A 21,057-nucleotide genomic window follows, 5' to 3' on the forward strand; every position below is an offset into this window, starting at 1 on the left:
AGCGGCCGGGTGTTCAGCGGCCGGGTGTTCAGCGGCCGGGTGTTCAGCGGCCGGGTGTTCAGCGGCAGCGTGCCCTTGCGGCCGGTGCTCTAGCGGCGGCTCTCCGTCGTCTGCCCGGTCGTCTGCCCGGTCGTCTGCCCGCTCTCCTCCTTGAGCTCCTCGAACTCCTCCTTGAAGACCGTCTGCTCGTACAGGACGCCGTCCGGCCACGGTGTCTTCGGCTCCCGGCCCGGCTGCGGGTTGTCCTTGCGGAACTCCTCCCACTGGCCGTCCCTCGCCGGCGGGTAGCTGTGCGAGAACATGCCGGGGCGGTAGGTGTACATGCCGCCCTGCTCCATGCCGCGGTGGTTCATCTGGTCGTTCCGCTTCTCCGGATGGATGTGCCTGGACGAGGCCGCCCTCAACACCCAGGCCCGGGCGACCAGCATCACAACGGCCACCACCACGATGATCCACACCCATCTGAGCGCGACCGTGGGGGACGCTTCGGCCAGCATCATGGCGGGCATTGTCCGTCCACCTCCCGATGGCGTATCGGCCCCGCGCTGGGGTCAATTAGGGATGTGTCCGCTGATTGCCGAATTAACCTCTCCGGAGGGCGGAGCAGGGGGCTCGCCCACCGCGCGGATGCGCCCCGCCGCCAGGCCGGGCACCGTCATGACGGCGCTGACGGCCAGCACCCCGATCATCGGAACGCTCCAGCCGCCGGTGGCGTCGTGCAGCGCGCCGAGCGCGAGCGGGCCGAGCGCCGCGATGAGGTATCCGATGCCCTGCGCCATCCCGGACAGCTGCGTCGCGATCTGCGCGTCGTGGGCGCGGAGCCCGATGAACGACAGCGCGGTCGCGAACCCGAGGCCCTGGCCGAGGCCGAGGACGACCGCCCAGCCCCACACCGACCCGATCGGCGCCCAGGTGACCCCCACGAAACCGAGCATGGTGAGCGCCACGACGACCACCACGATCGGGCGCTGGTCGCGGGTCCGCCGCGCCAGCACCGGGACGGCCAGCGACCCGACCGCCTGGACCGCCGCCGACAGGGCCAGGACGTAGCCGGCGGTCGCGTCGTCCATCCCCCGGTCCTGGCAGATCGTCGGGAGCCAGCCGAGGACGACGTAGGCGAGCAGCGACTGCAGCCCCATGAACACCGTGACGTGCCAGGCGAGGCCCGACCGCCACACCACCGCCGCGACGCCGCGCGGGGCCGCCGCCGGCGGCGCCGACCGCGCCGCGTGCGCCGCGCGCCGCGCCCGCGGCACCCACAACAGCCCGGCAAGCGCCGCCGGGAACGCGAGCAGGCCGAGCGGCAGCCGCCAGGACGCGTCGAAGAGGTCCTCGACCGGCACGGCGAGCCCGGACGACAGCGACGCCCCGGCGGTCACCGCGACCGTGTAGATCGCCGTCACCGTCGTGATCCGGGACGGATGGTCCCGCTTGATGATCGCGGGCATCGCGATGTTGCCGATGCTGATCGCGATCCCGGCGACCAGCGAACCGGCGAACAGCGCCGCGGGGGCGTCCACCAGCCGCAGCGCCAGCCCGCCGACGAGCAGCGCCATCGCGCTGACCAGCAGCGTCTCACCCCGCGGCGCTCGCGGCAGGAACGCCGCGGCCAGGCCGTAGGAGCCGAAGAACACGAGCGGGAGCGTGGTCAGCGCCCCCGCTGCCGTGCCGGACAGCCCGAACTCGTCGCTGATCTCGGTCAGCAGCGGCCCGACCGCGGCGATCGCCGGCCGCAGGTTGACCGCCATGAAGACGATCATCAGGAGCGAGCCGACGACGCCCGCGCGCCGCGCGCTCACCGTCCCTCCTCCCCGAGCCGTGTGCTCCGGCCGGGCGATGTGCCTCCGCCGGGCGACGTGCCTCCGCCGGGCGACTTGCTTCCGCCGGGCGACGGCCGCTCCGTCGGCGGGCTCTCCGCCGCGGCCCGCCCCGTCTTCCCGGCCGGCGGCGTCTTCCCGGCCGGCGGCGTCTTCCCGGCCGGCGGCGTCTTCCCGGCCGGCGGCGGCTCGCCCCCCGGCGGGGTGTCCGTGCCGAGCAGGGTGTCCAGGACGGCGAGCGTCGGCTCCACGACCGCCGCCGCGGCCGCCGCGGCCGCCTCCGGGTCGCCCGCCGCGATCGCGTCCAGCACGGCGCGGTGCCGTGCCGGGCCGGCCTCGGGGACCTCGTGGTCCAGCCGGATCGCGCGCATCGACTCGCGCAGCCGGTCGATGAAGTACCGCATCGCCTCGATCAGGACCGGGTTGCGGGACGCCTCCGCCACGCCGAGGTGGAACCGGGCGTCGGCGGCGCCGAACGCGTCCGGCTCGGTCGCCTCGTCCCGCGCGCGGAGCAGCTCCTCCAGCCGCGCCACGTCGGCGGCGGTGCGGCGCCGGGCCGCGAGCCGGGCCGCCTGGACGTCGTAGGCGAGTTGCACCTCGAACACGTCCCGGGCCGACGCCCGCGCCACCCGGCGCAGCAGCGGGCGCGGGTCGGCGCTGCTGCGGACGTACGTCCCGTCGCCGCGCCGCACCTCCAGCACCCCGACGTGCGACAGCGCCCGGATCGCCTCCCGCACCGCCGGGCGGCTCACGCCGAGCTGCGCGGCGAGTTCCAGCTCCGCCGGTATCCGCTCGCCGACCGCCCAGGAGCCGCCGCTGACCTGCGCCTGGAGCTGTTCGAGGACGGCCTCGACCGTCGATCCGCTCGCGACAGGACTCAACCCCACCGAACCCTCCCAAAGTAAGACGTCAGACATCTTACGAGGGCGGTCAAGAGGCGATCCTTCGCGAGGCGGTCAGTCCTTCGGGAGGCGGTCAGTCCTTCGGGATGCGGGGGAGGGCGGACCCGCGGTGGCCGCCGGGAGGGGTCTCGGCGACCACCGCGGGCTCGGACAACGTCCGCCGGGAGGTGTGGGGACATGAGAGCCGTCCCGGCGGACGTCGCGTTAGAGAGCCGCGACGGCTCAGCGGCGCTTGAGTGAGCCCAGCAGGCCCCGCCGCTTCCGCGCCGCCTGCGGCTCCTTCTGCCGCGCGGCCTCCTCGGCGAGGCGCGCGGACTCGACGTGCGCCATGACCTCGCGGTGCGTCACCGACGGCGCCGGGTCGCGGCGCGACCGCTGCGACGGGCTGCCCTGGATGATCCCGCCCTGCACGGGCCCGCGGTTCGGCAGGCCGCCCCGCGGGTGCCGGCTGCGCGGCCGGCGGTGGGACGCCGTCAGCGTGATCGTGACCCAGAAGACGACCGCCAGGAAGATGACGGCCGGCCCGATGTAGAGGAACCAGCGGTCTCCGAGGTCGCCGCCGGGGGGCGGTGGGGGCAGGGCCAGAGTCATGAGGCGACACCTCCTCGCCCCAGCCTCTACCCGGCGTCAGGCGGCTAACCGCCCGGCGGACGCGGCGCGAGTCACATGCCGCGCGACTGGGAGATGGACCCCGACGTGGCCAGCGTGAACGTCCGCATCGACTCGGCGAACTTCGACAGGTCCCACTCGGCCGGACCCTCGTACCAGTAGAGGTTGTCGGCGCCCTCGGCCCGCTCGCCCGCGTCCTTCACCGTCTCCGCCCACTTCGGGACGGTGTCGAACACGACCGCGTACGGCAGGAAGCGGGAGAACAGCGCGATCCGCTGCCTGGACGCGGCCGCCTCGTCCGGGACGGCGCCGCGCTCCAGGAACGCGCGGAACCCGATCGTGTGCGCCAGCACCGTCGCCCCCCGCGCCGTCTTCGCCGGCATGTACTGGCCGCCGTAGGCCAGCGCCGCGCCCGCGATGATCAGCGCGAGGCCGGCGAGGGCCCACTCGGTGGTGAGCGCCAGCGCCACGGTCGCGGCGATGCCGAGCAGCGTCACCAGGATCCCCGCCAGCGTCCAGCGGGACCGGACGGTGTCGGGGCGCCGCGCGAACCAGCCCTGCTTCACCACGTCGTCGTACATGGCGGACCTGACCTGCGCCAGCTTCGTCGCGAACGTCCCGCCCAGCTCCGACAGCTTCACCGCGTCGCGGCCCGACCCGTCGGGCGCGGTCAGCAGCGCGTCCAGCAGGATCCGCTCGTAGGGGAGCAGGTCGACCTGCGGGCGGTCGAGGCGGCGCAGCGTCCAGTCGAGGCGGCCGGTGACGGCCCTGTCCTCCTCCTCGATGAGCAGGTACCCGCGGACGGCGAGGTCGACGATCGTCGCGGTCACGTCGATCACGTCGGCCTGCTCGTCGATCAGCGTCCCGATCTGGCCGGGGCGCACCCCGTCCGGCGGCTCGAACTCCGCCCCCGCGAGCGGCGCCTGGTCGCCCTCCGCGGCCTTCTTGACGACCACCCGGGCGTCCCGGCCGCGCAGCAGGTAGAGCGCGACGACACCGCCGACCAGCAGCACCAGCAGGCCGGCGAGCGCGCCGCCGGTCACGGCGTTCACCGAGAACGCGGTCGCGAGCGTGTGCCGCCGCTCGTAGAGCGCGCGGCCCCCGGTCGTGCCCGCGGGCAGCCCCGCGACGACCGTGAGGTACTCGCCCGGCAGCATCCCCTGCTGCGCGTAGACGCCCTGCGTGTGCGCGTGGTTCGTGTAGTACTGCGTGCAGCCGATCGTGCTGCCGATCGGGCCGGTGAAGCAGTTGACGCTGCGGATCATCGCGCCGCCGTCGACGGTCGCCTTCGCCTCGTCCAGCGGGACCTTCCAGCCGCCGATCACCGGCCAGCGCAGCTCCTCCACCGCGCCCATCGGGGTGATCGCGCCGCGCAGGTCGTACTCCAGCACCACGGTGTAGTCGCCGGTCAGCTTCTTCGCGCCGCTCACCTCGACGATCGTCCGGAGGCCCTCGCTCGACATGCTGACCCGCGCCGGCCCGCCGTCGGGGCTGCTCGCCCGCAGGCCGCCGATCCGCCAGACCCGGTCCTCGCTGAGGCTCTCGTGGTCGCGGGTGCGGAACGTCCGCTCGAAGCCCTTGTGCCCGGCGAACCGGTAGACGATCGTCTCCTTGACCTTGGTGACGCCGCCCCGGCCCGCGGTGAGGACGACCTCGTCCTTCAGGACCCGCTCGGACGCCGCGATCGTCCCGGCCTCCGCCCGCCCGGCCTCCGCCCGCCCGTTCCCGGCGCGCTCGGCCGCCGCGGACGGCGAGGTCAGCAGGGGGATCAGCGCCGCGGCCGAAACCGCGGCCGACACCGTCGCAACGACTGGCCGGAACCGGAACAACGCCGCAAGAGCAGACATGGCCGCAAATAGTATCGGCAACGCGTGCGATGATTCTGCGCTATGGCAGGTCACTACCCCCCGCCGCCCCCTCCGCCGCGGCCACCGGCACCCCCCTACGGCCGGCCACCGCACGGCGGACCCCCGTACGGAGGGCCGCCCTACGGTGCGCCGCCCCCGCGCGGGCCGGGCTACGGGCCGCCTGCCTACGGGCAGCCGCAGTACCGGTACGTCCCGATGCGCCCGCCCCCGCGCCGCAGCGCGGGCGGCACGATCGCGGGCATCTTCGGCGGGCTGACCGCCCTCGTCGTCCTCGCGATCCTGGGGCTCTCGGCGCTCGGCGGGACGCAGACCACCGCGTCGGGCGGGACGCGGGCGCCCATCTCGTCCGGCGGCGGCACCGGGAAGCTGTCGCCGAAGGAGAAGGCCACTGACAACCCGCTGTACAAGACGGGCTCACTGACGTCGGTGAGCTGCCGCCTGCCGGGCATCCTGCCGTCCGCCGAGTCCATGCGGCGGTTCATGAACACGCTGAGCGACTGCCTGGACGCCGCGTGGGCCAAGCAGTTCCAGAAGGCCGGGATCCCGTTCGACAAGCCCAACCGCGTGTTCTGGGTCGACCCGGGGCGCAGCCCGTGCGGCACCTACCCGGCGCCCGGCGCGTCCGCCTTCTACTGCCCCGCGAACAACACGATGTACGTCGGGCTCAAGCACGTCGTGGAGACGTCCGGCGGCGAATCGCTGTCCCACTACTCCGTCTACGCGCGGGTGATCGCGCACGAGTACGGCCACCACGTCCAGGACCGCGCCGGGATCCTCCTCTACGGGGACCGGCAGATGGAGACCGGCGACAGCGCGACCGGCAACGCGGCGAGCCGCCGCATCGAGCTGCAGGCGCAGTGCTTCGCCGGCGCGTTCCTCGGCTCCGAGCGGTCCACGCTGCCGATGACGCGCGAGCAGTACGTCGCGATGATCATCGACGTCCGGGGGCGCGGCGAGGACCGCAAGCCGGTGGACGAGCGCGACCACGGCTCGGGCGCGCACTACGCGGGCTGGGTGGTCACCGGCTTCAACGGCCGCGACCTCACCGTCTGCAACACCTGGATCGCCCCGCCCTCCAAGGTGAGCTGACCCCGGCCGCGCCGGCCGGCCGTGCGGGTGCTCCCGCGCGGGTTGAGTGATTCGCCCGTGCCCGGCTGAGCACATGTACTCATGACCAGGGCGCGGGCGGGCCGCAGACTCGGGGCCATGACGACCAGCAGCAACCCGCCGGTGCCCGCCGGCACCACCGCGTTCTTCGTCCAGGCCGCGATCTCGTTCGCCGTCTCCAGCACCGCCGTCGCCGTCGGCGTCGCCTACCTGCCCGTCAGCGCGTGGGTCCGCGCGTTCCTCGCGCTCGGCCTGCTGTACGTGATCACGTCGACGTTCACGCTCGCGAAGTGCGTGCGCGACCGGCAGGAGAACCAGACCATCGCGAACCGCGTCGACCAGGCCCGCCTCGACAAGCTGCTCGCCGAGCACGACCCCTACTCGACCCCCACCCTGTGACCTGCTGTGTCACCTGCTGTATCACCTGCCGTGTCACCTGTTCTATGACCTGCCGCCGAGCCCGGCGCCGTCGTGCCGACGGGGCCGGGCTCCGACCTGTCCGCCCCCTGTCCGCCTCGTCCGTCCCCCTCGACCCTTCCGACCTTTCCGACCTTTCTGACCTTTCCGGCATGTGAGGCGATTCACCACGAAGTGCTAGCTGGACCGCTTGCAATTGCAAGCACCATGACGCAGGGTGGAGACATGGCAAGTTCGAAGGTCGGCTCCATCGGGGAGTACATCCGGGAACAGCGCACGCGCGCGAAGATCTCGCTGCGCCAGCTGGCGGACGTCTCCGGGATCTCCAACCCGTACCTGAGCCAGATCGAGCGCGGCCTGCGCAAGCCGAGCGCCGAGATCCTGCAGCAGATCGCCAAGGGGCTGCGGATCTCCGCCGAGGCGCTGTACGTGCAGGCGGGCATCCTCGAGGACCGCGAGGCCGACACCGACGTCCAGGCCGCCGTCCGGGCGGACCTCCTGCTCACCGAGCGGCAGAAGCAGGTCCTGCTCGACATCTACGCGTCGTTCCTCAAGGAGAACGAGGCCACGGGCGTGCTCGGCGCGGATCTCGCCGGCGCGGCCGGACGAGCCGCACCGGAACGGGCTGCCCCCGATGGAGCGGCACCCGAAGCAGCAGACCACACACAGAACGGAAAGGAAGAGGTCGGATGACGCTGGCCAGCAACCTCCGAGAGAACAAGGCCGTCTACGCCGTGGCCGGCGCCGGCGACTTCGCGGTGGAGAAGCTCCGTGAGGTCCCCGGCCAGGTGGACCGCTACCGCGAGCAGTTCCGCGAGCAGGTCCGCGAGACCGTCGAGCGCTACCGCGGCGAGGTCTCCCGGTACCAGGAGCGCGTGGACGCCAAGGACCTGCCCGGCGCGGCGGTCGCGTACGCGACGCACGTCGGCACCCGGGCCGCCGAGATCATCGACGAGCTCGCCGAGCGCGGCCGCAAGGTCGTCAACCGCGAGGCCGTCGAGGTCGCTGAGATCACCGGGGCCGAGGCGAAGCCCGCCGCGAAGACCCGCACCGCGCAGCCGCGGCGCGGCACCGGCGCGGCGCGGCAGACCCGGTCCACCACCGCGAAGAAGTGACGGCGCCGAAGTAGCGGCACCGCCGTGGAGGGCCCGGCCGGGAACACCCGGCCGGGTTCCTTCGTCTCTCCGACAGCCCTGTCTCCCAGCCCTGTATCCGAGCCCCGTCTCCGAGCCCGTCTCGAGCCCGGTCTCCGCCCGCGGGCCGCTTCCCGCGGGCCGCGGTCCGTTCCGCCAGGCCGCACGGGTGGACGGTGCGCATAGGGTTGGGGCAGAGCAACGCCGTGTGCGCGACAAGGAGTCGCCGTCCGAGACGAGCAGGAGCGCTGATCGCCGATGTCGGGCTTCAATGTGGTGGACTACTTCTTCTGGCTGCTGCTGATCATCGCCTTCGCGATGGAGGCGTGGGCGCTGATCGACTCGCTGACCGTGCCCACCGGCGCCTTCTCCGCGGCCAGCAAGTGGAGCAAGAAGCTCTGGACGATCATCCTGATCGTCGCGACCGTGGTCGGCGGCGCCTACGCGGTCGCGCCGGCCGCGCTCGGCGCCAGCCCCATCGCGCTGCTGCTCGGCATCCTGCCGGTGGCCGCGTTCATCGGCGCCGCGATCTACCTGGCGGACGTCCGCCCGGCCGTGGCGCCGTTCAAGAAGAACAACGGCGGCCGCGGGGGTTCCCGATCGGGCCCCTACGGCCCCTGGTGACCTCTACGGTGAGGTCATGAGCGACACCCTCGGACGCACGACCCGGCTGGAACTGGACGATCAGGCGCTGCGGGAATGGGAGGCCGTCGTCCTCGACGCGGGATCGGACGGCATCGTCCTCGACCGCTCCGCCTTCTACCCGGGCGGCGGCGGCCAGCCCCCGGACCACGGCGTCCTGCTCTGGCAGGGCGTCCAGACCCGCATCGCCGGTGTGCGGAAGGGCGACGACCTCGTCCTGATCCCGGCCGAGGACGACCCGGTCCCGCCGGTCGGCACCGTCGTGCGGGCCGCCGTGGAGGACGAGCGCCGCACCGCCCTCATGCGCACCCACTCCGGCCTGCACCTGCTGTGCGGGGTGGTGTTCCGCGACTACGGCTGCCTCGTGACGGGCGGCAACATGGAGCCGCTGAGCGCCCGCATGGACTTCGACCTCCGCGAAGTGCCGCCCGGCTTCAAGCAGGCCGTCGAGGACGCCTGCAACGCCGAGGTCGAGGCCGACCGCCGCATCGACATCAAGACCCTGCCCCGCGAGGAGGCGTTCGAGATCCCCGACATCATCCGCACCGCCACGAACCTCGTCCCGCCCGAGGTGCGCGACGTCCGGATCGTCGACATCGTCGGGCTCGACACGCAGGCGGACGGCGGCACCCACGTCGGCTCCACCAAGCAGATCGGCCGCATCACGGTCGCCAAGGTCGAGAACAAGGGCCGCGGCTTCCGCCGCCTCCGCATCAAGATCAGCGACTGACGGCGCGCCGCCCGCGCCCGGCGGCCTACGGGGACGGGCTGGACAGCGCGTCCACCGAGACCAGGCCGTGCTCGACGATGTCCACGGCGCGGTCGAGGGCCGCCCGCATGGAGACCGGGTCGTAGCCCTCGCGGCGGCAGTGCGCGACGACCGCCTGCATGCCGCCGATCGCCATGCCGGACACCGCCACCGCGTCGATCTCCGGGATGCCGGGGCACAGGTCGCGCAGCAGCGCCTCGATCGCCTCCTGGGCGCCGGTCATGCGCTGCAGCGCGCGGGCCCGCAGCGCGGGGCGCTCCAGGATCAGCGCGACCTGGACCGCCCCGTAGTCGCCGTGCTCCGACACGACCGCGTTGAGGACGTCGACGATGCTGCGCCGTATCGTCTCCATCGGCGTCTCGCCGGAGGTGCGGCGCAGCCGCTCGGCCACCTCGGCGAGCCGGTCGTCGATCTCGGCGAAGACCACGTCCTCCTTGGACGGGAAGTAGCCGAAGAACGTGCGGGGCGCGACGTCGGCGGCGGCGGCGATGTCGGCGATCGTCGTCTCCTCGTAGCCGCGCTCGGCGAACAGGCGCAGCGCGGCCGACGCGATGGCCTGCCGGGTGCGCAGCTTCTTGCGCTCCCGCAGGCCCGGCCGGGCCGGCTCCTCGTCCATGTGACGGACATTACCACGACTGCAAAATTGCATCTGTTGCAAATCGGCAGTGATGGGTGTTCGCTGCGAACATGGCCGGTTTTCTGGAGGCGCTCGGGCGCCTCTGCGCGCGGCGGCGGCGCACCGTCTTCGAGCTGTGGGTCGCCGCGATCCTGGGCGCGGGCGTCCTCGGCATCATGCACGGGGGCGTGTTCGTGCAGCAGAGCACGCTGCCCGGCACCGAGACCCAGCGCGCCATCGACGCGCTCGCCCAGGACTTCCCCGCGATGACCGGGCCGACCACGACCGTCGTCTTCCACGAGACCCGCGAGGCGAGCCCGGGGGACTGGCGTGCCGCGCTCACGATCGGCCAGTCGATCGAGAACATCGGGAAGCTGAAGCGCGTCGCGTTCGTCGAGAACCCCTACGTCCCCGGCATGGGCGGGCTGAAGGACGACAACGCGGTCGTCGTCCGGCTGAACTTCGCCGGCACGATGAGCGACGTCGGCCACGCCGACCTCGACGCGCTGAACCGCGCCGTGGAGCCCGCGCGGCTGGCCGGGCTGGACGTGAAGTTCGGCGGCATCGTCGCGATGATCCTCAACCAGCCGAAGAGCGGGCCGCAGGAGGGCGTCGGGATCGTCCTGGCGCTGTGCGTGCTGCTGCTGGCGTTCGGGTCCTACCTGGCGGCCGGCATACCGATCCTGGTGTCGCTGTGCGGGATGGCCGTCGCCTACTCGCTGATCCACTTCGCGGCGTCGTTCTACCAGATCGCGCCGACCGCGCCGATGTGCGCGGCGATGCTCGGCATCGGCGCGGGGATCGACTACGCCCTGTTCATCGTCACCCGGTACCGGCAGCAGCTCGCCGAGGGCGACGACGTCGAGACGGCGGTCGGCCGGGCCATGGCGCACTCGGGGCACGCCGTGGTCTTCGCCGGCGGCACCGTCGTGTTCGCGATCTGCGGGCTGTTCCTCTCCGGCATCGCGTTCGTCGGGACCATCGGGATCTCCACCGCGCTCGCCGTCGCCATCATGGTCGCCGCCGCGCTGACGCTGCTGCCCGCCGTCCTCGGGGCGCTCGGCCACCGCATCGACCGCTACCGGCTGCCGCGCGTCCGCCCCGACCGCTCCTCCCGCCGCTGGGCGGCGTGGGGGCGGCACGTCGACCGGCACGCCTGGCCCTACGCCATCGTGGCGGCGCTCGTCCTGCTGACGCTGTCGGTTCCGACGCTCAGCCTGCGGTTCGGGGTGATGGCCGACAGCATGTCGTCCCCGCAGATGGAGGCGCGGCAGGCCTACGACATCGTCGCCCGCGAGTTCGGCGCCGGCCACTACAGCCCGTTCGTCGTCGTCGCGAAGGTGCCCGGCGAGGAGAAGCGCGTCCGGCCGAAGCCGGCGGTGCCCACGGTGGACGGCAGCGAAGGGCTCGGCGGCCTGACGAAACCGGCGGTGCCCGCGCCCAGCCCGCCACCCGAGCCCGCCCGCCCCAAGGGCGCGCCGGACGCCTCCAAGAAGCCCGACAAGGACGCCGTCCTCATCGCGCAGGAGCTGCGGGAGCGGCTGTCGGAGGTGCCCGGCGTCGTCTTCGTCGGGGAGCCGGTGGTGACCGGCAAGACGGCGATCCTGCAGGTCACGCCCCGGGACGCCCCGCACGCCGAATCGACCACCGACCTCGTCCACCGCCTGCGGGACGTCGAGATCGCCGCGGTGCGGGACGCCCACCCGGGCACGGAGATCTACCTCGGCGGCGAGAACCCGGCGATCATCGACCTCGCCGCCACGGTCGGCGAGCGGATGCCGGCCGTCGTCATCGCGGTCGTGGGCGTCGCGCTGCTGCTGCTCGTCATCGCCTTCCGCTCGATCGTCGTCCCGGTCAAGGCCGCCCTCATGAACCTGCTGTCGATCGGGGCGTCGTTCGGCGTCGTCACGGCCGTGTTCCAGTGGGGCTGGGGGATCCGGCTGTTCGGCGTCGACCAGGCCATCCCCATCATGTCGTTCGTCCCGCTGTTCATGTTCGCCCTGATCTTCGGGCTGTCCATGGACTACGAGGTGTTCCTGCTGTCGCGGATCAAGGAGGAGTACGAGCGGTCCGGCGACCCGCACGAGTCCGTGGTCGTCGGCATCGGGGCCACCGCCCGCCTCATCACCTCCGCCGCGCTCATCATGATCTTCGTGTTCGCGAGCTTCGTCCCGCAGCCCGACCCGACGATCAAGATGATGGCGCTCGGCCTCGCCGTCGCCGTCGCGATGGACGCCACGATCGTCCGGCTCGTGCTCGTCCCGGCGCTGATGAGCCTGCTCGGCCACGCGAACTGGTGGTGGCCCGGCCGGTCCCGCCCCTCCGCGCCCCCGCCTCCCCCGCCGCCCACGCGCCCGGCCGCCGAACAGCTGGAACTGGAGCTCACGAGCTGACCGTCCCCCCGCCGGGCTGGCTGTTCCTTCGGGCCGGCTGTTTCTCCGGGCCGGCTGTTTCTCCGGGGTTAGCCGTTCTCTCGGGCTGGTCGTTCCCCTGGGCTGGTCGTTCCTCTCGGCTGACTGTTCCCTGGGCAGGCAGTTCCGCCAGGCTGGCTGTTCCGCCGGGCTGGCCGTTCCCTCGGGCTGGCCGTTCCCCGAGCCGACTGCTCCCTCGGGCTGACTGTTCCCCGGAGTGCCGGGTAGGTGCGTGGGCGGACACTTGGGGGACCCATGCGCGTTGCTGCAGTACGGACGGTGGTGCCGGACCATCACTACGACCAGGACCAGATCACCAGGGCCGTCGTGGAGCGCACGGACGCGCGCGAGGAACTCGTCCGCCGCTTCCACGCCGCGACCCGGGTCACCGGCCGCAACCTGGCGCTGCCGATCGACGACTACGTGAAGCTCGGCGGGTTCACGGGCGCGAACGACGTCTACATCGAGACGGCCGTCGACCTCGCGACGCGGGCCGTGCGGGACGCCCTCGACCGGGCCGGATGCGCCCCGCACGACGTCGACCACCTGATCTTCTGCTCCTCGACGGGACTGGCGACGCCCTCCCTGGACGCCCGTGTGGCCCAGCGCGCCGGCCTGCGCGAGGACATCACGCGCGTGCCGATGTTCGGCCTCGGCTGCGCGGCGGGCGCCGCCGGGCTGTCCCGGCTGTACGACCATCTGCGGGCCTGGCCCGACCGGGTGGCGGTGCTGGTCTGCGTCGAGCTGTGCTCGCTGACCGTCCAGCGCGCGGACACCTCGGTGGCGAACCTGGTCGCCAGCGGCCTGTTCGGCGACGGATCCGCCGCCGTCGTCGCCGTCGGGGACCGCCGCGACACCGGCGCCCACGCCGGCCCGCGGGTGGTCGCGACCCGCAGCAGGCTCTACCCCGGCACCGAGCGGCTCATGGGCTGGGACGTCGGCGACCACGGCTTCCGCGTCGTCCTGGCCGCCGACCTGGTCGACCATGTGGAGGCGACCCTGGCCGGCGACGTGGCGGCCTTCCTGGGCGACCACGGGCTCACCGTGGACGAGGTCGGCTCCTGGGTCTGCCACCCCGGCGGCCCGAAGGTGATCGACATCATCCAGCGAGAGCTGGGCCTGGCCCCGGACGCCCTGGACGTCACCTGGGACTCGCTCCGCACCATGGGGAACCTGTCGTCGGTGTCGGTGCTCAACGTCCTGGAGGAGACGATCGCGCGCCGCCGCCCGGCCGACGGAGAACCCGGCCTGCTGATGGCGCTCGGCCCGGGGTTCTCCGCCGAACTCGTCCTGCTGCGCTGGTGAACCGCTACACCGCCCTGATCGGGCTCGTCGCCGCCGAGCGCCTCGCCGAACTGGCCGTCGCGCGACGCAATCGCGCCTGGGCGCGGCGGCACGGCGGCGTCGAGCACGGCGCCGGGCACTACCCGCTGATCGCCGCCGCCCACGTCGCCCTGCTGGGCGGATCGCTGCTGGAAGCGCGGAAGACCCGGTTCGTGCCCGCCATCGGGTGGCCGATGCTGGCGCTGGCGGCCGCGTCCCAGGCGCTGCGCTGGTGGTGTATCGCCAGCCTGGGGAAACGGTGGAACACACGGGTCATCGTGGTGCCCGGCATGCCGCTCGTGGAGCGCGGCCCCTACCGGCGCCTGCGGCACCCCAACTACGTCGCCGTCGTCGCCGAGGGATTGGCGCTGCCACTCGTCCACACCGCGTGGCGCACCGCCCTGCTGTTCACGGGCACCAACCTGTGCCTGCTCAGAACCCGCATCAGGATCGAGAACGAGGCGCTCGGCCGCGTCGAAACGCCGTGATGGTGGCAGATTGCCCGGCTAGTGGAGCTTGCTCGGCTGGTGGTGTTTGCTCGGCTGGTGGTGCGTTCAGCGTGTGGTGACCGGCTTGGAGCGGTTCGTTCCTGAATCGCGGTTTGTTTGGAGGAAGGCTCGGCGGGCGGCCTTTTCGTGCAGTTCCTGCAGAAGTTCCGCCTGGGCGGTGGCGCGTTCCAGCAAGGTGCGCAGCTGCCCCGCGTCCAGGCCCGGTTCCTGGTCGGCGACGGTGAGCAGGGTGCGCCACCCCGCGGCCTTGCCCTCGACGGCCAGGCGGAGCGCCTCGACCTCCACGAGATCGCTGAGCGGCGAGCGGCGGACCAGCCGGCCGTTGAGCTTCAGCCGGCCGCCCTTCTCGGCCGCCCACACCGCCATGCTCTTGTACCGGCGGGCGGGCAGGCCGAGCGAACGCAGGATCTCCTGCAGCGCGCCGCGGTCGGCGGCGATGTCGTCCGCGAGCCGCTGGAGCCGCTCCGCGTCGCCGGTGTCGCTGTGGGAGCGCGCGACCCGCCGGGCCAGTGCCACCCCGCCGGCGGCCGCCGCCAGGTGATCGGTCAGGTAGATGTGCAGCAGATTGCGGCTGTCAGGTGTCGCCATGCGCCCCCCGTACCCCGGCGTCGGCGGGTAAACGGCCCGCCCGCCGGGGTCAGGGGATCTGCTCCACCCGGACGCCCGGGACGCCCTCGTAGACCTCGGGGTCGGCGGTGATCAGCGGCCACCGCCGCCAGCGAGCCGACCACGCGGCCTGCGCGGCGTCGATCCCCAGGTTGGGGAGCGTCGTGACGAGCAGCCCGGTCTGCTGGGCGATCACGTCGTCGAGGTCGTCGACGTGCACGACCTGCATGCCGGGCAGCCGCTCCAAGACGGCGCGGCCGTGGTCGGGGACGATCTGCCAGGCGCGGGCGAGCGCGGTGGCGGGGATCACGATGGTCGCGTGCTGGGCGATGGACGCGCGCAGTCGGGCACGGACATAGATGGTCTTGCCGGTGGCCAGGTCGAGAAGGGCGGTCGCGTCGAAGACGTGACCGGTTATCACGCGACGTCCCGGCGGTCCGGCGTGCCGCGTTCCACGAGCCGGTCCACCATGGCCTGCTCGTCCGGGCTCGGCGGGCCGAACAGGTCGTCAATGGTCGAGGAGTCGCGCAGGAAGGCCAGCTTGAGACGCGCCCCGTCCGCGAGGAACCCGGACACCGAGGCGATCTTCTTGTCCTCGGCGAGCCCCTGCAGCGTGGCGGCAAGCTCGTCAGGGAGCGTGATGTTGAGTCTCGCCATGGGGCACAGAATACACACTCGAAGGCCGTCCAGTGTGTACTGGGTGGGTGCGAAGGTTCTGGCTCGGAGGCTCGACGCGGTGTCTCCGTTGCGAGGCGCGGTGGCGGTTCGGGGCGCGGTGTTGGTTCGGGCGGTGACGGCTCGGGGTGCGGTGTTTGGTTCGGGGCGTGGTGTTGGTTCGGGCGGTGACGGCTCGGGTGCGGTGACGGTTCCGGGCGCGGTGTTAGTTCGGGGGTGTCGATTCGGGCGAAGTCCGTTCGTGTAGCGGGTGAGACCCCTGCATGAAAGCGAGAGGACGGACGATGAACGAGGTCCGGACACTGCTGGACGGCCGCGGGCTGGTCGAGTCGCCGCGCTGGCGCGGGGACCGGCTGTACTTCTCCGACTGGTCGGCGGGCGAGGTCGTCGCGGTCGACCCGGCGGGCGCCGCCGAGGTGGTGGCGCGCGTGAACTCGCTGCCGCTCTGCACCGAATGGCTCCCGGACGGCCGGTTCCTGATCGTCTCGTCCCGTGACGGGCTGCTGCTGCGCCGGGAGCCGGACGGGTCCGTGGTCACCCACGCCGAGCTCGGTCCGGCGGGCTGGAACGACATCGTCGCCGACGGGCGCGGCCACATCTACGTGAACGCGGTCGGCTTCGACCCGATGTCCGGTGAGATGGCCGAGCCCGGATCCGTGTGGCTGGTCGCGGACGGCGGCGCGGCGCGCCGGGTTGCCGGCGACATCGCGTTCCCCAACGGGATGGCGGTGACGCCCGACGGCGCGACGCTGATCGTCGCCGACTCCTACGGGCACACCCTCGTGGCCTACGACATCGGCGCGGACGGCGGGCTGTCCAGCCGCCGCACCTGGGCCGACCTGGGCGAGGTCGCCGCCCCGGACGGCATATGCGTCGACGCGGAGGGCGCGGTCTGGTACGCCGACGTCCCCAACCGCTGCTGCGTGCGCGTCGCCGAGGGCGGCGAGACCCTGCAGATCGTCCACCTGGACCGCGGCGGCTTCGCCTGCGTCCTCGGCGGGCCTGCGGGGACGACCCTGTTCATCGCCGCCGCCGAATGGCGCGGCATGACCGAACCCGAAATGGTCGCCCCCGGCTCTGGGCAGATCCTGGCCACCGAAGTGGCCGTGCCGGCCGCCGGTAGTCCCTGAGGTCGTCCATCGGGTCTGGGCTGCTCGCGCGCTACGGCAGCGGACGCACTTCGCCCACTGGGCGCACGGCTACTGGGCGCACGGCTACTGGACGCACGGCGCTGGGACGCACGGCCATTGGGTGCCGCGCAGTCGCGTGGGCTTTTCCTGTGCCTGGACCTTGTCGTTTAGGGTCTGTTGATACTTTTGGGGCGATGAACGTCGAATCATGGTCCAAAGCCTCAAACGGACGACGACTTGCGGCCGTCTGATCTCGCGCGCGAACACGGCATCTCGGCGCAGGCCGTCCGCAACTACGAGCGGGACGGTTTCATCCCGCCGGCGGAGCGCACCCCGACCGGATACCGGATCTACACGGAGACGCACGCGGCGGCCCTCCGCGCCTACCTCTCCCTCGTCCGCGCCCACGGGTACTCGGCCGCCGGTCAGATCATGCTCGCCGTCCACGACGGCCGGCTCGACGACGCCCTCGCGATCATCGACCAGGGGCACCACCAGCTGCTCCGCGACCGGGAGACCCTCGGCTCGGTGCGGCAGGCGGTGGATCACCTGATGGCGGGTTCCGACGCCGTCCCGGACCGGGCCAGAGATCCTCGTATCCGGACCATCGGTGATCTGGCGCACCGGCTGGGCGTCACCCCGGCGACCCTGCGCAATTGGGAGGAAGCCGGCATCATCGCCCCGGAACGGGACCGCGCCACCGGATACCGGGTCTTCAGCGCGACCGACATCCGCGACGCGGAGCTGGCGCATCTCCTGCGGCGCGGGGGATACCTGCTCGATCACATAGCGGCCGTCGTCCGGCAGATCCGGACCGCCGGCGGCACGGAGGCGCTCTCCCACGCGCTGGACGACTGGCAGCGGAAGCTCACCGCGCAGGGCACGGCCATGCTCAGGGCCGCGGCACGACTGAGCGACTACCTGGCCCTGGTCGATCCCGATCCAGGTGTCCCGTCGAGGCCGTCCGACGTCGTGCGATGAGCCGCCGGCCCGCGTCCGATCAGGGCGCGGGGCGGCCGGGCGCGTCCGCCGGGAACTCCTGTGTGCCGAGGACGCGCAGCAGCTCAAGCCGCTCGCCGCTCTCGGCGTCCGCCGGGGTGAGCACCAGCAGCTGCTGCCTCTGGTCGGGGGTGACCAGGGTCTCGCAGTCCATCAGCATGCGGCCGACCCGCGGGTGCAGGAAGGTCTTGCGGTCGGCGCGGCGGACCGCCACCTCGTGCTCCGTCCAACGCCGGCGGAACTCGGCGCTGGCGGCCAGCAACCGGTCGACGAGTCCCGTGACCGCGGGGTCACCGGAGCGGCGTCCGGCGGTCGCGCGCAGGTCGGCCACCAGTTGGCGGGTGTGCCGCTCGTGCTCCTCGGGAGGCGCGACGGCGCGGGCCGCGGGGTCGGTGAACCAGCGGTACACCGGGTAGCGGTCGTCGCCGGAGAAGCGGGTGTGGTCGCCCATCAGCAGGAACGCCGCCCTGTTCTGGGCGAGGACATCGCCCAGGTCGGACAGCACCAGGGCCGGGGTGTCGCCGACCAGGTCCAGCATGCGGATCAAGCCGGCGCGGGCCAGGCGGGCCGTCCCGTCGGCGGGCGGCGGACGGTGGCCGGCCAGGTGGAACAGGTGGTCGCGCTCGTCGTCGGACAGGCGCAGCGCCCGCGCCAGCGCGCCCAGCAGCTGCGTCGACGGCTGGCTGCTGCGGCCCTGCTCCAGCCGGACGACGTAGTCCACCGACATGCCGGCGAGCATCGCCACCTCCTCCCGGCGCAGCCCGGCGGTCCGGCGGCGGGGGCCGTCGGCGAGGCCCACCTCGGCCGGACGGATCGCCTCCCGGCGCCGGCGCAGGAAATCGGCGAGCTGGTCGCGTTGCATGCCTTCATCGTCGCTCGCGGCGGCGGCTTTATACAGGGAGCGGCGCTCCCACGATGAACGCTCCGCTTTTGGACGCCGCGGCGCGGGCGCAGGGTTGGGCGGTGGAAGGAGAGACATGATGCAGACACGAACTCTCGGCAAGACCGGCCCGGCCGTCTCCGAGCTGGGCCTGGGCGCGATGGCCATGTCCGGTGCCTACGGTGCCGCCGACCGCGCGGAGAGCATCGTCACCGTGCACGCCGCACTCGACGCCGGAGTCACGCTGATCGACACCGGCGACTTCTACGGCGCGGGCCACAACGAGATGCTGCTCGCCGAGGCGCTCCGCGGCCGGGACCGGGACAGCTACACGCTGAGCGTCAAGTTCGGCATGCTGTCGGGGCCGGCCCCCGCGTTCGGCGGGTTCGACGGCCGTCCCGAAGCGGTGAAGAACTTCCTGGCGTACTCGCTGACCCGGCTGGGGACCGACCACATCGACATCTACCGTCCCGCGCGGCTGGACCCGTCGGTGCCCATTGAGGAGACGGTCGGCGCGATCAAGGAGATGATCGACGCCGGATACGTCCGCCACCTCGGGCTCTCGGAGGTCGACGCCGCCACCGTCCGCCGCGCACATGCCGTGCACCCCGTCTCCGACCTGCAGATCGAGTACTCGCTGATCTCGCGCGCCGTGGAGACGGAAGTCCTGCCCACGCTGCGGGAACTCGGCATCGGCCTGACCGCGTACGGCGTCCTCGGCCGCGGCCTCATCTCCGGGCACTGGTCCGGCGGCTCCGGCCCCGGTGACAGCCGCAGCCGCAGCCCGCGGTTCTCCAGCGGCAACGTGGAGCACAACCTCGCTCTGGTGGAGGCGCTGCGGCGGGTCGCCGAAGCGAAGGGATGCACCGTCGCGCAACTGGTCATCGCCTGGGTGGCTGCGCAGGGCGAGGACATCGTTCCGCTGATCGGCCCCCGTACACGCCACCGACTGGACGAAGCGCTGCCCGCGATCGACCTGCGCCTCGACGCGGACGACCTCGCCGAGATCGAAAAGGCGGTACCGCGAGGCGCCGCGCGCGGCGACCGCTACCCGCCCGCCTTCATGCCCAGCCTGGGCGTGGGCAACTAGACGTCCTTCCGCTGCCCCGGTCCGGCGGCGTTCGGCTGTTCCGCGCGGGCGGTTGTTCCGGGCGGGCGGCCGTTCCGCGTGGGCGGCTGTTCCGCCGGTGCGTTGAGCGCCGCAAGGGTGTGCCGCTTCCCGGACGCTCTAATCGCGGCGCAGGCAGGCGCGGATCGCCCTGGACGAGCAGGTCTTGTCAGGGGCGGGTCCGGGAACGACCGCACCGGCCGGGCATTGCGGATACGGGTCGTCATCATTGCCTCGCCGCCGGGCCGGCGTGCGTCCAGGTACGTCACCCTGCCAGTGGCGAAGCAGTCCGTAAGCGGCTTGCGAGGCGCCATAGCAGGCGGGGACGTCCCGCGACGGCGCGCCGGAGCGCACCTGACAGCGGATCTGGTTGATGAGGTGCCGGTGGGTCCATTCGACGGTCACCCGATTGCCGGGGGCGGGAACGGGCACGACCGGCCTCCTAGGCCCTGTTTAGGAAGTCTCGTCCCAGGTCGGCATGTCGTGTCTGGAGATGGGTGAGGTCTCCGGTAGATGGATCAACGACCAAGAAGACCATCTGCACGGAGACCTCGGTGGCCAGGGTATCGATTGGAGCGCGTAAGGATCTGACCGACCGGCAGTGGCGGGTGCTGGAGCCGTTGCTTCCCCGGCCCAATCGGCTGGGGAGGCCTCGCAAGTGGTCGCGTCGGCGGTTGGTGGACGGTGTTCGGTGGCGGGTGCGGGTCGGTGCGCCGTGGCGGGATGTGCCCGAGCGGTACGGGCACTGGCAGTCGGTCTACGGGCTGTTTCGGTGCTGGCAGCGTGCTGGGGTGTGGCCGCTGGTCTGGGCGAGGCTGATGGCCTTGGCCGACGCCGCGGGACTGGTCGGGTGGTGGGTGTCGGTGGACTCCACCATCTGCCGGGCGCACCAGCATGCCGCCGGCGCCTGCCGCGATACCGCCGCTCAGGCCGAGCCGCCCGGCGGGATCGGTGACGCCGAGCCGCCCGATCATGGGTTGGGCCGCTCCCGGGGCGGGCTGACCACCAAGATCCATCTGGCCGCAGAGCAGGGCCGCAAACCGATGGCCGTGCTGCTGACGGGCGGGCAGCGCGGCGACAGCCCGCAGTTCACCGCAGTGCTGGAGCGGGTGCGGGTAGCCAGACTCGGGCCGGGACGCCCCCGGACCCGGCCGGACCGTGTCCTGGCCGACAAGGCCTACAGCTCCCGCGGCAACCGGTCCTACCTGCGGCGCCGGGGCATCCGGACGACCATCCCGGTCAAGGACGACCAGCAGGCCCACCGCAAGGCCAAGGGCTCGGCCGGCGGACGACCGCCGACGTTCGACGCCGACGCCTACCGGCAGCGCCATGCCGTGGAATGCGGCATCAACCTGCTCAAGCAACACCGGGCGGTGGCCACCCGCTACGACAAGCTCGCCGTCCGCTACCAAGCCACCATCCAGGTCGCCGCCATCAACATCTGGCTACAAGCCCTGGCCAACACCACTTTCTAAACACTGCCTAGTGCCACCCGTCTCGTGGGCGCACCACTGGGTGTGGATAGTCCCCGCCCTG

General features: G+C 72.5%; 23 protein-coding genes. 13 read left to right on the forward strand and 10 right to left on the reverse strand.

Annotated features, from left to right (window positions below; all coding sequences use genetic code 11):
• Positions 1 to 89 precede the first annotated feature (89 nt).
• From ACIWVC_RS28510 to ACIWVC_RS28530, 5 genes are all read right to left on the reverse strand, one after another.
• Positions 90 to 500 (reverse strand): hypothetical protein, encoded by a 411-nt coding sequence (locus tag ACIWVC_RS28510; protein ID WP_396446033.1) that lies wholly within the window; start codon positions 498 to 500, stop codon positions 90 to 92.
• A 51-nt stretch (positions 501 to 551) separates the two neighbouring features.
• A complete protein-coding gene (locus tag ACIWVC_RS28515) occupies positions 552 to 1,799 on the reverse strand; it encodes a CynX/NimT family MFS transporter (RefSeq protein WP_396446034.1) in 1,248 nt (415 codons plus the stop codon).
• A complete protein-coding gene (locus tag ACIWVC_RS28520; RefSeq protein ID WP_396446036.1) occupies positions 1,796 to 2,704 on the reverse strand; it encodes a FadR/GntR family transcriptional regulator in 909 nt (302 codons plus the stop codon). Before ACIWVC_RS28520 ends, ACIWVC_RS28515 begins: the two co-directional genes overlap by 4 nt.
• 237 nt (positions 2,705 to 2,941) lie before the next feature.
• Positions 2,942 to 3,310, reverse strand: a complete 369-nt coding sequence (locus tag ACIWVC_RS28525) for a hypothetical protein (RefSeq protein WP_396446037.1) — start codon at positions 3,308 to 3,310, stop codon at positions 2,942 to 2,944.
• A gap of 71 nt (positions 3,311 to 3,381) precedes the next feature.
• Entirely contained in the window at positions 3,382 to 5,127 is a 1,746-nt protein-coding gene (locus tag ACIWVC_RS28530; protein ID WP_396446038.1) for a DUF2207 domain-containing protein, read from the reverse strand.
• A gap of 264 nt (positions 5,128 to 5,391) precedes the next feature.
• Between ACIWVC_RS28530 and ACIWVC_RS28535 the strand changes: the two genes are divergently transcribed.
• From ACIWVC_RS28535 to ACIWVC_RS28560, 6 genes are all read left to right on the forward strand, one after another.
• Positions 5,392 to 6,285: a neutral zinc metallopeptidase gene (locus ACIWVC_RS28535; protein WP_396446039.1), complete on the forward strand. Its 894-nt coding sequence runs from the start codon at positions 5,392 to 5,394 to the stop codon at positions 6,283 to 6,285.
• Positions 6,286 to 6,402: 117 nt separating this feature from the next.
• A complete protein-coding gene (locus ACIWVC_RS28540) occupies positions 6,403 to 6,702 on the forward strand; it encodes a YiaA/YiaB family inner membrane protein (protein ID WP_396446040.1) in 300 nt (99 codons plus the stop codon).
• A 243-nt stretch (positions 6,703 to 6,945) separates the two neighbouring features.
• Positions 6,946 to 7,413 (forward strand): helix-turn-helix domain-containing protein, encoded by a 468-nt coding sequence (locus tag ACIWVC_RS28545; RefSeq protein ID WP_396446041.1) that lies wholly within the window; start codon positions 6,946 to 6,948, stop codon positions 7,411 to 7,413.
• On the forward strand, positions 7,410 to 7,835 hold the full coding sequence (locus ACIWVC_RS28550) for a hypothetical protein (protein ID WP_396446042.1): 426 nt from the start codon (positions 7,410 to 7,412) through the stop codon (positions 7,833 to 7,835). Before ACIWVC_RS28545 ends, ACIWVC_RS28550 begins: the two co-directional genes overlap by 4 nt.
• Before the next feature lie 276 nt (positions 7,836 to 8,111).
• Positions 8,112 to 8,477 carry a DUF2516 family protein gene (locus ACIWVC_RS28555; RefSeq protein WP_396446043.1) on the forward strand — a complete coding sequence of 122 codons (366 nt, stop codon included), beginning with the start codon at positions 8,112 to 8,114 and terminating at the stop codon, positions 8,475 to 8,477.
• A 16-nt stretch (positions 8,478 to 8,493) separates the two neighbouring features.
• Complete coding sequence (locus ACIWVC_RS28560; RefSeq protein WP_396446044.1) at positions 8,494 to 9,225, forward strand: alanyl-tRNA editing protein; 732 nt, start codon at positions 8,494 to 8,496, stop codon at positions 9,223 to 9,225.
• Positions 9,226 to 9,250: 25 nt separating this feature from the next.
• Here the strand turns inward: ACIWVC_RS28560 and ACIWVC_RS28565 are convergent, their stop codons facing one another.
• Positions 9,251 to 9,880, reverse strand: coding sequence for a TetR family transcriptional regulator (locus tag ACIWVC_RS28565; protein WP_396446045.1), 630 nt, complete (start codon positions 9,878 to 9,880; stop codon positions 9,251 to 9,253).
• Positions 9,881 to 9,951: 71 nt separating this feature from the next.
• Here ACIWVC_RS28565 and ACIWVC_RS28570 point away from each other — a divergent pair, with 71 nt between their 5' ends.
• From ACIWVC_RS28570 to ACIWVC_RS28580, 3 genes are all read left to right on the forward strand, one after another.
• Positions 9,952 to 12,273, forward strand: a complete 2,322-nt coding sequence (locus ACIWVC_RS28570) for an MMPL family transporter (RefSeq protein WP_396446046.1) — start codon at positions 9,952 to 9,954, stop codon at positions 12,271 to 12,273.
• Between the two features lie 297 nt (positions 12,274 to 12,570).
• Entirely contained in the window at positions 12,571 to 13,596 is a 1,026-nt protein-coding gene (locus tag ACIWVC_RS28575; RefSeq protein WP_396446047.1) for a type III polyketide synthase, read from the forward strand.
• Positions 13,593 to 14,102 (forward strand): isoprenylcysteine carboxyl methyltransferase family protein, encoded by a 510-nt coding sequence (locus tag ACIWVC_RS28580; protein ID WP_396446048.1) that lies wholly within the window; start codon positions 13,593 to 13,595, stop codon positions 14,100 to 14,102. The genes ACIWVC_RS28575 and ACIWVC_RS28580 overlap by 4 nt, the downstream gene beginning before the upstream one ends.
• Positions 14,103 to 14,168: 66 nt before the next feature.
• On the opposite strand, the gene ACIWVC_RS28585 is transcribed toward ACIWVC_RS28580, so the two are convergent.
• The 3 genes from ACIWVC_RS28585 to ACIWVC_RS28595 are packed head-to-tail and all read right to left on the reverse strand — an operon-like array spanning position 14,169 to position 15,386.
• Positions 14,169 to 14,711, reverse strand: coding sequence for a hypothetical protein (locus tag ACIWVC_RS28585; protein WP_396446049.1), 543 nt, complete (start codon positions 14,709 to 14,711; stop codon positions 14,169 to 14,171).
• Positions 14,712 to 14,760: 49 nt separating this feature from the next.
• Positions 14,761 to 15,150, reverse strand: a complete 390-nt coding sequence (locus ACIWVC_RS28590; protein ID WP_396446051.1) for a hypothetical protein — start codon at positions 15,148 to 15,150, stop codon at positions 14,761 to 14,763.
• On the reverse strand, positions 15,147 to 15,386 hold the full coding sequence (locus tag ACIWVC_RS28595; protein ID WP_396446052.1) for a hypothetical protein: 240 nt from the start codon (positions 15,384 to 15,386) through the stop codon (positions 15,147 to 15,149). The genes ACIWVC_RS28590 and ACIWVC_RS28595 overlap by 4 nt, the downstream gene beginning before the upstream one ends.
• Before the next feature lie 302 nt (positions 15,387 to 15,688).
• Between ACIWVC_RS28595 and ACIWVC_RS28600 the strand changes: the two genes are divergently transcribed.
• Positions 15,689 to 16,534, forward strand: coding sequence for an SMP-30/gluconolactonase/LRE family protein (locus ACIWVC_RS28600; protein WP_396446053.1), 846 nt, complete (start codon positions 15,689 to 15,691; stop codon positions 16,532 to 16,534).
• A gap of 237 nt (positions 16,535 to 16,771) precedes the next feature.
• Positions 16,772 to 17,515 carry a TioE family transcriptional regulator gene (locus ACIWVC_RS28605; protein ID WP_396446054.1) on the forward strand — a complete coding sequence of 248 codons (744 nt, stop codon included), beginning with the start codon at positions 16,772 to 16,774 and terminating at the stop codon, positions 17,513 to 17,515.
• Between the two features lie 19 nt (positions 17,516 to 17,534).
• Here the strand turns inward: ACIWVC_RS28605 and ACIWVC_RS28610 are convergent, their stop codons facing one another.
• Complete coding sequence (locus ACIWVC_RS28610) at positions 17,535 to 18,395, reverse strand: helix-turn-helix transcriptional regulator (protein WP_396446055.1); 861 nt, start codon at positions 18,393 to 18,395, stop codon at positions 17,535 to 17,537.
• Between the two features lie 118 nt (positions 18,396 to 18,513).
• Between ACIWVC_RS28610 and ACIWVC_RS28615 the strand changes: the two genes are divergently transcribed.
• Positions 18,514 to 19,503, forward strand: coding sequence for an aldo/keto reductase (locus tag ACIWVC_RS28615; protein WP_396446056.1), 990 nt, complete (start codon positions 18,514 to 18,516; stop codon positions 19,501 to 19,503).
• A gap of 587 nt (positions 19,504 to 20,090) precedes the next feature.
• Positions 20,091 to 20,996 carry an IS5 family transposase gene (locus tag ACIWVC_RS28620; protein WP_396454804.1) on the forward strand — a complete coding sequence of 302 codons (906 nt, stop codon included), beginning with the start codon at positions 20,091 to 20,093 and terminating at the stop codon, positions 20,994 to 20,996.
• Positions 20,997 to 21,057: the final 61 nt, after the last annotated feature.

The organism is Actinomadura sp. (genome assembly GCF_044508335.1).
GTDB lineage: Bacteria > Actinomycetota > Actinomycetes > Streptosporangiales > Streptosporangiaceae > Spirillospora.

Bases quoted from the DNA above. Each gene is read 5' to 3' on its own strand.
- ACIWVC_RS28540 (WP_396446040.1), top strand. From the start codon at position 6,403: ATGACGACCAGCAGCAACCCGCCGGTGCCCGCCGGCACCACCGCGTTC.
- ACIWVC_RS28615 (WP_396446056.1), top strand. From the start codon at position 18,514: ATGCAGACACGAACTCTCGGCAAGACCGGCCCGGCCGTCTCCGAGCTG.
- ACIWVC_RS28600 (WP_396446053.1), top strand. From the start codon at position 15,689: ATGAACGAGGTCCGGACACTGCTGGACGGCCGCGGGCTGGTCGAGTCG.
- ACIWVC_RS28535 (WP_396446039.1), top strand. From the start codon at position 5,392: ATGCGCCCGCCCCCGCGCCGCAGCGCGGGCGGCACGATCGCGGGCATC.
- ACIWVC_RS28510 (WP_396446033.1), bottom strand. From the start codon at position 500: ATGATGCTGGCCGAAGCGTCCCCCACGGTCGCGCTCAGATGGGTGTGG.
- ACIWVC_RS28565 (WP_396446045.1), bottom strand. From the start codon at position 9,880: ATGGACGAGGAGCCGGCCCGGCCGGGCCTGCGGGAGCGCAAGAAGCTG.
- ACIWVC_RS28555 (WP_396446043.1), top strand. From the start codon at position 8,112: ATGTCGGGCTTCAATGTGGTGGACTACTTCTTCTGGCTGCTGCTGATC.
- ACIWVC_RS28570 (WP_396446046.1), top strand. From the start codon at position 9,952: ATGGCCGGTTTTCTGGAGGCGCTCGGGCGCCTCTGCGCGCGGCGGCGG.
- ACIWVC_RS28610 (WP_396446055.1), bottom strand. From the start codon at position 18,395: ATGCAACGCGACCAGCTCGCCGATTTCCTGCGCCGGCGCCGGGAGGCG.
- ACIWVC_RS28560 (WP_396446044.1), top strand. From the start codon at position 8,494: ATGAGCGACACCCTCGGACGCACGACCCGGCTGGAACTGGACGATCAG.
- ACIWVC_RS28545 (WP_396446041.1), top strand. From the start codon at position 6,946: ATGGCAAGTTCGAAGGTCGGCTCCATCGGGGAGTACATCCGGGAACAG.
- ACIWVC_RS28525 (WP_396446037.1), bottom strand. From the start codon at position 3,310: ATGACTCTGGCCCTGCCCCCACCGCCCCCCGGCGGCGACCTCGGAGAC.
- ACIWVC_RS28595 (WP_396446052.1), bottom strand. From the start codon at position 15,386: ATGGCGAGACTCAACATCACGCTCCCTGACGAGCTTGCCGCCACGCTG.
- ACIWVC_RS28550 (WP_396446042.1), top strand. From the start codon at position 7,410: ATGACGCTGGCCAGCAACCTCCGAGAGAACAAGGCCGTCTACGCCGTG.
- ACIWVC_RS28585 (WP_396446049.1), bottom strand. From the start codon at position 14,711: ATGGCGACACCTGACAGCCGCAATCTGCTGCACATCTACCTGACCGAT.